We start from the raw sequence: 11,812 nt of genomic DNA, 5'->3' as shown, positions 1-11,812 counted from the left end.
GACTGAATAATGTGATGACGCTGTAGAATTTTTAACGTGACACAGAATTCTGAACGCTCTCGGCAGTCGTGCACTATTATTAACGTGATAACGAATTAACGCCTTGATATTCATCTCCTGACAGGCTTTTTCAAGATGTTGAGTCCGCAGCTGTTCCGCGTAAAACCATCACTCAACCCCTGATCAACCATTCGCGTGGTAAAACCTTCGTTCACAAACATCGCCTGATGCGACGCTCACACGTCTTATCATGTCTACAATCCAGGAGCCGGGACAGAAGAAACTTGCAGGCCATAACTGTATCTACAAATACTGGGGGCCGGACAAAAATTATTCTCTAATGTTATATACTATAGGGGGGTATGCATTGACACATAGCATACCCCCCTATAGTATATTGCGTGCAGATGATGAGGTGCGAAATGCCCAGTACTCCGGAAGAGAAGAAAAAGGTCCTTACTCGAGTTCGTCGTATTCGGGGGCAGATTGATGCTCTGGAACGATCGCTGGAGGGTGATGCCGAATGCCGTGCCATACTCCAACAGATCGCTGCCGTTCGGGGCGCGGCTAACGGGCTGATGGCAGAAGTGCTTGAAAGCCATATCCGGGAAACGTTTGACCGAAATGACTGCTACAGCCGCGAAGTCAGCCAATCCGTTGACGACACTATTGAACTGGTTCGTGCCTATCTTAAATAGCTGAACCTATTACCATATTGAGGAAAAGCGAGAGATGAAATCACGCGCTGCCGTTGCATTTGCTCCCGGTAAACCACTGGAAATCGTTGAAATTGACGTCGCACCACCCAAAAAAGGTGAAGTGCTGATTAAAGTCACCCATACAGGCGTTTGCCATACCGACGCATTTACCCTCTCCGGCGATGACCCGGAAGGTGTATTCCCGGTGGTACTTGGTCACGAAGGGGCTGGCGTTGTGGTTGAAGTCGGTGAAGGCGTAACCAGCGTCAAACCTGGCGACCATGTGATTCCGCTTTACACCGCAGAGTGCGGCGAGTGTGAGTTCTGTCGTTCCGGCAAAACTAACCTCTGTGTCGCGGTTCGCGAAACCCAGGGCAAAGGCCTGATGCCAGACGGCACTACCCGTTTTTCTTACAACGGGCAGCCACTTTATCACTACATGGGGTGTTCTACATTCAGTGAATACACCGTGGTCGCGGAAGTGTCTCTGGCCAAAATTAATCCTGAAGCAAACCACGAACACGTCTGCCTGCTGGGTTGTGGCGTGACCACTGGCATTGGCGCAGTACATAACACCGCCAAAGTCCAGCCAGGTGATTCTGTTGCCGTGTTTGGTCTTGGCGCGATTGGTCTGGCAGTGGTGCAGGGCGCGCGTCAGGCGAAAGCGGGACGGATTATCGCTATCGACACTAACCCGAATAAATTCGATCTGGCACGTCGTTTCGGTGCTACCGACTGCATTAACCCGAATGACTACGATAAACCGATTAAAGATGTCCTGCTGGATATCAACAAATGGGGTATCGACCATACCTTTGAGTGCATCGGTAACGTCAATGTGATGCGTGCGGCGCTGGAAAGTGCGCACCGCGGCTGGGGTCAGTCGGTGATCATCGGGGTAGCAGGTTCCGGTCAGGAAATCTCTACCCGTCCATTCCAGTTGGTCACCGGTCGCGTATGGAAAGGTTCCGCGTTTGGCGGCGTGAAAGGTCGTTCCCAGTTACCGGGTATGGTTGAAGATGCGATGAAAGGTGATATCGATCTGGAACCGTTTGTCACGCATACCATGACGCTGGATGAAATTAATGACGCCTTCGACCTGATGCATGAAGGCAAATCCATTCGAACCGTAATTCGTTACTGATTTCCCGCTGGTTTTGCCCCGTCCAGTTCAGACGGGATTCTTAATACCGTCCCCGGCAGCCGTCCGGGGGGATTAACCGTGAGATAATGACAGATGGAACTGATTGAAAAACATGCCAGCGTTGGCGGCTGGCAAAATGTGTATCGGCATTATTCCTAATCACTGAAATGTGAAATGACTGTCGGCGTCTATCTCCCGCCAAAAGCCGCTGGGCGCGCTGGCGCTGGCAGCCAAATGATATCGCGATTTGGGATAACCGCGTGATCCAGCACTATGCTAATGCGGATTACCTGTCACAGCGGTGGATTATGCATCGGGCGACGTAAGAGGGAAATGCCGGGTTGGGATAACCCGGCATAATGATCATTAACGCAGAATCTTCTTCTCAGCCAGATCCAGCGCAAAGTAGCTGAAAATCAGATCCGCACCTGCACGCTTAATCGAACCTAAGCTTTCGAGCACCACTTTCTCTTCATCTATAGCACCCGCCAGCGCGGCGAACTTAATCATCGCGTACTCACCGCTTACCTGATACGCGCCAATCGGCAATTCAGTACGTTCACGCAACTCACGCACGATGTCGAGGTACGCTCCGGCTGGTTTAACCATCAGGCAGTCTGCGCCCTGGGCTTCATCCAGCAGCGACTCACGAATCGCCTCACGACGGTTCATTGGGTTCATCTGATAACTTTTGCGGTCGCCTTTTAATGCGCTTCCGGCAGCTTCGCGAAACGGACCATAAAAGGAAGAGGCGAACTTGGTCGAATACGACATAATCGCCGTATCTTTAAAGCCCGCAGCGTCCAGCGCCTGGCGAATCGCCTGTACCTGTCCATCCATTGCGGCAGAAGGGGCGATGAAATCTGCACCAGCCGCAGCGGCAACCACGGCTTGCTTGCCTAAATTTTCCAGCGTCGCGTCGTTATCGACGCCATGCTCGCACAGCACACCGCAGTGACCGTGAGAAGTGTATTCACAGAAGCAGGTGTCTGACATGACGATCATTTCAGGCACGGTCTGCTTACAGATACGCGACATACGTGCCACCAGACCATCCTCCCGCCAGGCATCGCTGCCAGTTTCATCAGTATGGTGAGAGATGCCGAAAGTCATCACGGAACGAATACCAGCATTGGCGATGCGTTCAATTTCGCGCGCCAGATGTTTCTCTGGAATGCGCATCACGCCGGGCATGGCTTCAACGGCTTTGTAGTCGTCAATTTCTTCTTCAACAAAGATCGGCAACACCAGGTCGTTAAGGCGAAGTGTTGTCTCTTCAAACATAGCGCGCAGCGCAGGAGATTTGCGCAGGCGACGAGGGCGTTGGATTAAGTCTGTCATGGTCTGCCTGATGTTTGTGGAATTGAGGCGCACAGTATACCTGATGCAGGGCGGGAGTGTTTTACGAAAGTTGTCTCAATGTTGACAAGAAGAGAATGAAAGTGAGTCCAGGACATCTTTGTAATAGAAATAGCAATGACTTCATATTCACTGAAAATATTTTAAATCTTTATTCATAGATTTTGATTATTATTTTGCTGATTTGATTGAGCTGCCAGAAATTGAATTGCTTAAAGTTCATTGCTTATTGATACATTATTTGTCTGATTTGTTGTTTTGGTATTTTTAAAGCCTATGGTTTAAAAGTGATGATTTTGCTAATGTATTGAAATACAGTGCTTTTGTTAATTTCTTCTTTGTGTGTGTAGACGTTTTTTATATATGTCCGTAATCGGACTTGGGGGAAAGAATAATTGAACCATTCCTCTATAACGCCGCATAATCGTAAACGCGAAACATAAAATGTTTTCTATGCATTGATAATTGATGGATCAACTTATTACGTCCCTGAGGAGGGATGACAAATGCAATCTTGGAAAAAGAAACTTGTAGTATCACAATTAGCATTAGCTTGCACTCTGGCTATCACCTCTCAGGCTAATGCAACTACCTATGACACCTGGACTTATATCGATAATCCAACTACTGCTCTTGACTGGAGTAATATGGATGCACCGGGTACTGTAGATGGTAACTATGTGAATTATAGTGGCTTTGTCTACTATAACAACACAAACGGTGATTTCGATACCACCTTTAATGGCGACACTGTTAACGGGACTATCTCTACATATTACCTGAATCATGACTTTACTGATGGAACAACAAACCAGTTGAACATCAGTAACTCCCTGATTCATGGTTCGATCACTTCAATGCTGCCTATGGGTGAAAGCAGTGATGGTCATTATGTATATCAGTTCTCTGAATACGGTACTGATAGCGTAATTGATGATAATTGGCATGATGGTGATGTATTCACTTTAAATATTGCTAATTCTACAATTGATGACGATTACGAAGGTTTATACTTCACTGATTCATATCTGGACGGTGACGTTACCAAATATACTAACGAAACCTTCCGTACACCAGCTGGTGAAGGCGAAGAATACGCTGGTATGTTTGCAAATGGTGGTGTTGGTCTTGGGCTGGCAGTGAATCTTGATGTAGAAAGTAACATCAATATTTCTAACAACTCTCATGTTGCTGGTATCAGCCTGACTCAGGGTAATACCGTAAACAATACTTACACTACTGAATCTCATACTTGGGACAACAATATCTCAGTTACCGATTCCACAGTGACTTCAGGTTCTGTAACTACTCTGGAAAACAGTGGTTTCTATGGTAACTCTGCGGAACCTAGTGACTACACTGGTAACGGCGGACCTAATGATGTAGCTCTGTATTTCAGTGATAGTGCGGCTTCAAATTACTCCATGAAAAACAATGTTTATTTCAGCAATTCTACTCTGCTGGGTGATGTTGTTTTCGCAAGTACTTTCAACGCAAACTTCTATCCGCATGGTCATGACAGTAATGCCGATGGCGTACTGGACACCAATGGTGGCTGGGCTGATGACTCACTTAATGTTGATGAACTGAATATTACTCTGGACAATGGTTCTAAGTGGGTAGGTTCAGCAACTACATCAGCGAATGTTGATGATGAATCTACTGCTTCGACTGACTGGTATGATGTTACAGGTAATAGCCTGTATCCGGGCGTTGTAACAGAAGCAAATGCTTGGGGTCGTACGATTGATGATCAAGTATTCCAGAGCGGTGTGTTTAACGTCACTCTGAATAATGGTTCTGAATGGAATACCGTTAACGCTTCAAACATTGATACTTTAGCTGTGAATAATGGCTCTCAGGTTAATGTGTCTGAATCTAGCTTGATTTCTGATAGCATCGCTCTGACCAATGGTTCTTCTTTGAACATTGGGGATGAAGGTTATGTTGGAACTGATCATCTGACAGTTGATAGCTACAGTACTGTAGCGTTGTCTAGTGATGACAATTCAAGTATCTATAATGGTTATTACACTCCGTCGCTGTTAGCAAACACAATTACTGTGACTAACGGTGGTTTACTGGATATTAATGTAGATCAGTTCGATGATAATCCGTTCCAGACTGATACTTTGGAACTGACCAGCGGTAACATCGCAGACCATAATGGCGATGTAGTATCTGGTGTGTTCGATATCCATAGCAGCGACTATGTTCTGAACGCTGATCTGGTGAACGACCGTACCTGGGATACTTCCAAGTCTAACTACGGCTACGGTATTGTTGCTATGAACTCTGATGGTCACCTGACTATCAACGGTAACGGCGACATCAACAACGGCGACGAACTGGATAACAGCTCTGTAGACAACGTTGTTGCTGCAACCGGTAACTACAAAGTTCGTATCGACAACGCAACTGGCGCTATCGCTGATTACAAAGATAAAGAAATTATCTACGTAAACGACGTCAACACCAACGCGACCTTCTCTGCTGCTAACAAAGCTGACCTGGGTGCATACACCTATCAGGCTGAACAACGCGGTAATACCGTTGTTATGCAACAGATGGAGCTGACCGACTACGCTAACATGGCGCTGAGCATCCCGTCTGCGAACACCAATATCTGGAACCTGGAACAAGACACCGTTGGTACTCGTCTGACCAACTCTCGTCATGGCCTGGCTGATAACGGCGGCGCATGGGTAAGCTACTTCGGTGGTAACTTCAACGGCGACAACGGCACCATCAACTATGATCAGGATGTTAATGGCATCATGGTCGGTGTTGATACCAAAGTTGACGGTAACAACGCTAAGTGGATCGTCGGTGCGGCTGCAGGCTTCGCTAAAGGTGATATGAATGACCGTACTGGTCAGGTGGATCAAGACAGCCAGACTGCCTACATCTACTCTTCTGCTCACTTCGCGAACAACGTCTTTGTTGATGGTAGCTTGAACTACTCTCACTTCAACAACGATCTGTCTGCAACCATGAGCAACGGTACTTACGTTGACGGTAGCACCAACTCTGACGCATGGGGCTTCGGTTTGAAAGCCGGTTACGACTTCAAACTGGGTGATGCTGGTTACGTGACTCCTTACGGCAGCGTTTCTGGTCTGTTCCAGTCTGGTGATGACTACCAGCTGAGCAACGACATGAAAGTTGACGGTCAGTCTTACGACAGCATGCGTTATGAACTGGGTGTAGATGCTGGTTATACCTTCACCTACAGCGAAGACCAGGCTCTGACTCCGTACTTCAAACTGGCTTACGTCTACGACGACTCTAACAACGATAACGATGTGAACGGTGATTCCATCGATAACGGTACTGAAGGGTCTGCGGTACGTGTTGGTCTGGGTACTCAGTTCAGCTTCACCAAGAACTTCAGCGCCTATACCGATGCTAACTACCTCGGTGGTGGTGACGTAGATCAAGATTGGTCCGCGAATGTCGGTGTTAAATATACCTGGTAATATTCTTCACTCTGAAGAAATACTGGTAATTTAATCTAAATAATGCCCGTCAAGGATTTGACGGGCATTACTGCAAAGGACGCGCAAATGTTATCTGTAGTTAAACCTCTTCAGGAATTTGGTAAGCTCGATAAATGTTTGTCCAGATACGGCACGCGCTTCGAGTTTAATAATGAAAAGCAAGTTATATTTTCCAGTGATGTCAATAGCGAAGATACTTTCGTTATTTTAGAGGGCGTTATCTCTCTGCGTAGAGAAGAAAGCGTACTTATCGGTATTACCCAGGCTCCTTATATTATGGGACTGGCTGATGGTTTAATGAAAAACGATATACCATACAAATTAATATCAGAAGGAAATTGTACGGGATATCATCTGCCAGCCAAGCAAACCATTACCCTTATTGAACAAAATCAACTCTGGCGAGACGCTTTTTACTGGTTAGCCTGGCAAAATAGAATTCTGGAATTACGCGACGTGCAGCTCATTGGGCATAATTCCTACGAACAAATCCGCGCCACGTTATTATCAATGATTGACTGGAATGAAGAATTGCGCTCACGTATTGGTGTGATGAATTATATCCATCAGCGTACACGCATATCGCGTTCTGTCGTCGCAGAAGTTCTCGCTGCTTTGCGTAAAGGCGGCTATATCGAAATGAATAAAGGCAAACTGGTCGCTATCAACCGTTTGCCTTCTGAGTATTAATCAGGACGCGGGGATGACCAACGGTTTATTCCCGCTTAACTCGGTCACCAGATCATTAATGCCATCGCTCATATTTTTAAAGCGTGTCAATGGCGAACGAGTGACTACCACAAACGCGCCAATATTCTTCTGCGGGATCATCGCCATATAGGTAATGAAACCGCCACCACCACCGGTCTTCTGAATAATCCCTGGTCGTCCATCTTTCGGGGCCATATACACCCAGCCTAAACCAAGTGCATCCGCTTTGCCGGGGACATCCATGCCAATTACTTTGGTAAACTGCGCGCGCTGATAAATCAACGTTTGCATGCGATCAGCCTGGTTACTGCGCTGATAAAAATCAGATGACAAATACTGCTGCATCCAGCGCATCATATCGCCAGGCGTGGAATAGACGCCGCCGCTGCCAATTGCCGCCAGCGTGTTATTACACGGACTGGCACCGCGCTCAGCAACCATTAAACGGCGGCACTGGTCCGGCGATGGAGTGTAAGTGGTGTCTTTCATCCCCAGCGGACGGGTAATCTGCTCTTCAAACAACTGGGTATAAGGCTTGCCGGATGCATTCGCCAGTGCATCTGCCAGCAGGTCGAACGCAAGGTTAGAGTACGCCGCCTGACTGCCGGGCGCGGCTTTCAGCTTCGTCGTAGAAAGGTATTTCCAGCGTTGCTCGCGCGTTGGCCAGACAAACACCGGACGATGTGCCGCGCCACCGGGCTGTTCACGGGGCAGGGCGCTGGTATGGGTTGCCAGATTCACCAGGGTAATGGGGGTGCCATTATAGGTCGGTACGCGAGCGCCTGGTGGCGCATATTTACTTAGCGGATCGTTTAACTTCACGGTCCCCTGGTCGAGCAATTTCACCAGCATCTCACTGGTCATTAGTTTGGTGAGGGAAGCAATACGTATGACCGAATCCAGCTGCGGGCGAACGTTATTACCCGGTCGCGTTTCGCCATAACTGCGAAAGACGCGCTGGTTACCGTCAATAACAACCAGCGCCATCCCCGTGGCACCGCTGCCGTAAAAAATATGATCGGCATAACGATCGACAATATCGGAGGCGAACTCCGGTTCAGTGATCGGCTGCGCCGCATGGACGGAGGTCAATGACGCCGCACACAGCACGGCAGAAAAAAGCAGACTACGTTTCAACGGTAGTGTCCATAAATTGAATGAAGGTAACTGAGCGTATTTATACTACTTATTGATGGATTGCAAAGGGCGAATTAGTGCAATAATAGTGTTAAAAACGTAACGGCGCATAAACACGATCCTTTTCTTGCTCACCAATGCCTGCATTTGTGATCCTGCGCGTGTTAATCCGCTTATGTAAACAATCTTTGGTTTGTGAAATCCGTCGAAACAATTCTTATGGTCAGGTTGGCGAACTAAGCGCTTTGCTATGGGTCACAATGGTCGGTTTCATTTGGCTGACGCTTTGTAGCGGCCATGCGGTTAATACACAGCAGTTGTTAAAACGATAAGAAGTTAGCAGGAGTGCATATGTTTAAGTCTTTTTTCCCAAAGCCGGGAACGTTTTTTCTCTCGGCCTTTGTTTGGGCAGTGATTGCCGTTATCTTCTGGCAAGCCGGTGGGAGTGACTGGGTGGCGCGTATCACCGGGGCTTCCGGGCAGCTCCCGATTAGCGCCGCACGTTTCTGGTCGTTAGATTTCCTGATTTTTTACGCTTACTACATTGTTTGCGTAGGGCTTTTTGCATTGTTCTGGTTTATCTACAGCCCACATCGTTGGCAATACTGGTCAATACTCGGTACTGCACTGATCATCTTCGTCACCTGGTTTTTGGTGGAAGTCGGGGTTGCCGTCAACGCCTGGTATGCGCCGTTCTATGACCTGATCCAAACCGCGCTAAGTTCGCCGCATAAAGTCACTATCGAACAATTTTACCGCGAAGTGGGCGTCTTTTTGGGGATTGCGCTGATCGCGGTGGTGATCAGTGTGCTGAACAACTTCTTTGTCAGTCACTACGTATTCCGCTGGCGTACGGCGATGAACGAATATTACATGGCGAACTGGCAACAACTGCGTCATATCGAAGGTGCTGCCCAACGTGTACAGGAAGACACCATGCGTTTTGCTTCAACGCTGGAGAATATGGGCGTCAGTTTTATCAATGCTATCATGACGTTGATCGCCTTCCTGCCGGTGCTGGTAACGCTCTCCGCGCATGTGCCGGAACTGCCGATTGTCGGGCACATTCCGTATGGTCTGGTGATTGCCGCTATCATCTGGTCGCTGATGGGGACCGGATTGCTGGCAGCGGTAGGGATCAAACTGCCGGGGCTGGAGTTTAAAAACCAGCGTGTAGAGGCTGCCTACCGTAAAGAGCTGGTTTATGGTGAAGACGATGCCACGCGCGCGACGCCGCCTACGGTACGCGAGCTGTTTAGCGCCGTGCGGAAAAACTATTTCCGCCTCTATTTTCACTATATGTATTTCAACATCGCCCGTATTCTCTATTTACAGGTCGATAACGTTTTCGGTTTGTTCTTGCTGTTTCCGTCAATTGTTGCCGGTACGATTACGCTCGGCCTGATGACGCAGATCACCAACGTTTTTGGTCAGGTTCGCGGTGCTTTCCAGTACCTGATTAATTCATGGACCACACTGGTTGAGTTGATGTCTATCTACAAACGTCTGCGCAGCTTTGAACATGAGCTGGATGGTGACAAAATTCAGGAAGTAACCCATACCTTGAGCTAAAAAGGAGAAGTAATGTCACGCGTCAATCATCTATCTTCGCTGTCATTGTTGGCGGTTCTGGTTTTAGCGGGGTGTAGTAGTCAGGCTCCGCAACCGTTGAAAAAGGGCGAAAAAGCGATAGATGTGGCGAGCGTCGTGCGGCAGAAGATGCCCGCGAGCGTGAAAGACCGCGATGCCTGGGCGAAAGATCTCGCCACTACGTTTGAAAGTCAGGGGCTGGCACCGACGCTGGAAAACGTCTGCTCGGTGCTGGCGGTGGCGCAGCAGGAGTCAAATTATCAGGCAGATCCGGCCATTCCGGGCTTAAGCAAGATTGCCTGGCAAGAGATTGACCGTCGTGCTGAACAGATGCACATTCCTGCTTTTCTGGTTCATACCGCACTAAAAATCAAATCGCCAAACGGCAAAAGTTATAGTGAGCGGTTAGATTCGGTGCGTACAGAAAAGCAGTTAAGCGCGATTTTTGACGATCTGATCAGCATGGTGCCAATGGGGCAGACGCTGTTTGGTTCGCTTAATCCGGTGCGCACCGGTGGACCGATGCAGGTCAGCATTGCTTTTGCCGAACAGCATACCAAAGGGTATCCGTGGAAAATGGAGGGGACAGTCCGTCAGGAAGTCTTCAGTCGCCGCGGTGGATTGTGGTTCGGTACTTACCATTTATTGAATTATCCCGCCAGTTATAGCGCGCCGATATACCGTTTTGCCGATTTTAACGCTGGTTGGTACGCCAGCCGGAATGCCGCGTTTCAGAACGCGGTCAGTAAGGCGAGCGGCGTGAAGCTGGCGCTGGACGGTGATTTAATTCGTTACGACAGTAAAGAACCCGGGAAAACAGAACTGGCAACGCGCAAACTGGCGGGCAAACTGGGGATGAGCGACAGCGAAATTCGCCGTCAGTTAGAGAAAGGGGATAGCTTCTCTTTTGAGGAGACGGCGCTGTACAAGAAAGTTTATCAACTTGCCGAAGCGAAAACGGGTAAATCACTACCCCGCGAAATGTTGCCTGGCATTCAACTGGAAAGCCCAAAAATCACCCGCAACCTGACCACGGCCTGGTTTGCGAAACGCGTAGACGAACGGCGGGCGCGTTGTATGAAGCAGTGATCAAGGGGAACGCCAGCCAGATAAGGCGTTTTAGGCCGCATCAGGCAAGGTAAAACTTACTGGCGGCGATGTCGCCAGTGCAGCCATAGCGCCACCACTGCAAAAATGAGGCAGCCAGCTAAAAACGGGATCAGCCCGAAAAGGGTGCCGACACCGAAACCAATTTCCACCCGTGGGCGGCCTGTTTCCTGGACCTGCATTAAACGCTCATAGACGCCGGGCGCATGCACTAACAGGTTCAGCAATTGCGCCCCAGTCCAAAAGCAAAACAGCACAAACAACGCATAGGCAATATTGCCAGGCGTTGAAGATCCATTGCGATATTTTCCGCTAAACAGCGATTTTGACAGGGTGAAATCAGCCATAAAAACCTCCGGAAGTCATCTGCTTCTCTTCTGGTGTGATACCAGCGGCTTATGGCAAGTCTGACAGGTCATTTAGATTGTCAATATCAGAATCATGATAAATTGATGTTGGGAATATTCCCGAAGCGTGAATCTTCGTCTCGAGTCACAAAATGGCAGTAAGCGTACAGCCTGAACCGTCTGGTCAGAATCTGACGAATTAGACAAAGTGGTGTCCAC

9 protein-coding genes and 3 pseudogenes are annotated in these 11,812 nt (G+C 48.4%); 8 read left to right on the top strand and 4 right to left on the bottom strand.

Annotation, left to right across the window (positions count from 1 at the left end; translation table 11 throughout):
- Positions 1–84: 84 nt before the first annotated feature.
- Positions 85–191, bottom strand: a pseudogene (locus A7090_RS26890) (S-formylglutathione hydrolase); the annotation flags it as partial.
- A gap of 231 nt (positions 192–422) precedes the next feature.
- Between A7090_RS26890 and frmR the strand changes: the two are divergent.
- The 4 genes and pseudogenes from frmR to A7090_RS24590 all read left to right on the top strand — a co-directional run.
- Complete coding sequence (gene frmR, locus A7090_RS24600; RefSeq protein ID WP_001141271.1) at positions 423–698, top strand: formaldehyde-responsive transcriptional repressor FrmR; 276 nt, start codon at positions 423–425, stop codon at positions 696–698.
- Positions 699–732: 34 nt separating this feature from the next.
- The gene (gene frmA / locus A7090_RS24595) at positions 733–1,842 is read left to right on the top strand and encodes an S-(hydroxymethyl)glutathione dehydrogenase (protein ID WP_105275828.1); all 1,110 of its coding nucleotides are present in this window, start codon (positions 733–735) and stop codon (positions 1,840–1,842) included.
- 93 nt (positions 1,843–1,935) lie between these two features.
- Positions 1,936–1,998, top strand: a pseudogene (locus tag A7090_RS26885) (hypothetical protein); the annotation flags it as partial.
- A 59-nt stretch (positions 1,999–2,057) separates the two neighbouring features.
- Positions 2,058–2,168: pseudogene (locus tag A7090_RS24590) on the top strand (TauD/TfdA family dioxygenase); the annotation flags it as partial.
- A 40-nt stretch (positions 2,169–2,208) separates the two neighbouring features.
- Here A7090_RS24590 and hemB read toward each other — a convergent pair.
- On the bottom strand, positions 2,209–3,183 hold the full coding sequence (gene hemB / locus A7090_RS24585) for a porphobilinogen synthase (RefSeq protein WP_105275827.1): 975 nt from the start codon (positions 3,181–3,183) through the stop codon (positions 2,209–2,211).
- A gap of 524 nt (positions 3,184–3,707) precedes the next feature.
- Here hemB and A7090_RS24580 point away from each other — a divergent pair.
- Both A7090_RS24580 and iprA read left to right on the top strand, forming a co-directional pair.
- Complete coding sequence (locus A7090_RS24580) at positions 3,708–6,680, top strand: autotransporter outer membrane beta-barrel domain-containing protein (protein WP_105275826.1); 2,973 nt, start codon at positions 3,708–3,710, stop codon at positions 6,678–6,680.
- A gap of 87 nt (positions 6,681–6,767) precedes the next feature.
- On the top strand, positions 6,768–7,391 hold the full coding sequence (iprA, locus tag A7090_RS24575; RefSeq protein WP_105275825.1) for a hydrogen peroxide resistance inhibitor IprA: 624 nt from the start codon (positions 6,768–6,770) through the stop codon (positions 7,389–7,391).
- On the opposite strand, the gene ampH is transcribed toward iprA, so the two are convergent.
- Positions 7,392–8,549 (bottom strand): D-alanyl-D-alanine-carboxypeptidase/endopeptidase AmpH, encoded by a 1,158-nt coding sequence (gene ampH / locus A7090_RS24570; protein ID WP_105275824.1) that lies wholly within the window; start codon positions 8,547–8,549, stop codon positions 7,392–7,394.
- Positions 8,550–8,900: 351 nt separating this feature from the next.
- Between ampH and sbmA the strand changes: the two genes are divergently transcribed.
- The gene (gene sbmA / locus A7090_RS24560) at positions 8,901–10,121 is read left to right on the top strand and encodes a peptide antibiotic transporter SbmA (protein ID WP_105275822.1); all 1,221 of its coding nucleotides are present in this window, start codon (positions 8,901–8,903) and stop codon (positions 10,119–10,121) included.
- 12 nt (positions 10,122–10,133) lie between these two features.
- Positions 10,134–11,228, top strand: a complete 1,095-nt coding sequence (yaiW, locus tag A7090_RS24555) for a surface-exposed outer membrane lipoprotein YaiW (RefSeq protein WP_105275821.1) — start codon at positions 10,134–10,136, stop codon at positions 11,226–11,228.
- 56 nt (positions 11,229–11,284) lie between these two features.
- Here yaiW and A7090_RS24550 read toward each other — a convergent pair whose 3' ends face one another.
- A complete protein-coding gene (locus A7090_RS24550) occupies positions 11,285–11,593 on the bottom strand; it encodes a YaiY family protein (RefSeq protein WP_105275820.1) in 309 nt (102 codons plus the stop codon).
- Between the last annotated feature and the right edge of the window lie 219 nt (positions 11,594–11,812).

The sequence above is a fragment of the Escherichia sp. MOD1-EC7003 genome (assembly GCF_002965065.1).
GTDB lineage: Bacteria > Pseudomonadota > Gammaproteobacteria > Enterobacterales > Enterobacteriaceae > Escherichia.
Note: the sequence above shows the minus strand (reverse complement) of the source record. Positions and strands in the feature narration are given on the sequence as shown.

Coding starts and splice junctions, on each gene's coding strand:
- frmR (WP_001141271.1), top strand. CDS start 423: ATGCCCAGTACTCCGGAAGAGAAGAAAAAGGTCCTTACTCGAGTTCGT.
- frmA (WP_105275828.1), top strand. CDS start 733: ATGAAATCACGCGCTGCCGTTGCATTTGCTCCCGGTAAACCACTGGAA.
- hemB (WP_105275827.1), bottom strand. CDS start 3,183: ATGACAGACTTAATCCAACGCCCTCGTCGCCTGCGCAAATCTCCTGCG.
- A7090_RS24580 (WP_105275826.1), top strand. CDS start 3,708: ATGCAATCTTGGAAAAAGAAACTTGTAGTATCACAATTAGCATTAGCT.
- iprA (WP_105275825.1), top strand. CDS start 6,768: ATGTTATCTGTAGTTAAACCTCTTCAGGAATTTGGTAAGCTCGATAAA.
- sbmA (WP_105275822.1), top strand. CDS start 8,901: ATGTTTAAGTCTTTTTTCCCAAAGCCGGGAACGTTTTTTCTCTCGGCC.
- yaiW (WP_105275821.1), top strand. CDS start 10,134: ATGTCACGCGTCAATCATCTATCTTCGCTGTCATTGTTGGCGGTTCTG.
- A7090_RS24550 (WP_105275820.1), bottom strand. CDS start 11,593: ATGGCTGATTTCACCCTGTCAAAATCGCTGTTTAGCGGAAAATATCGC.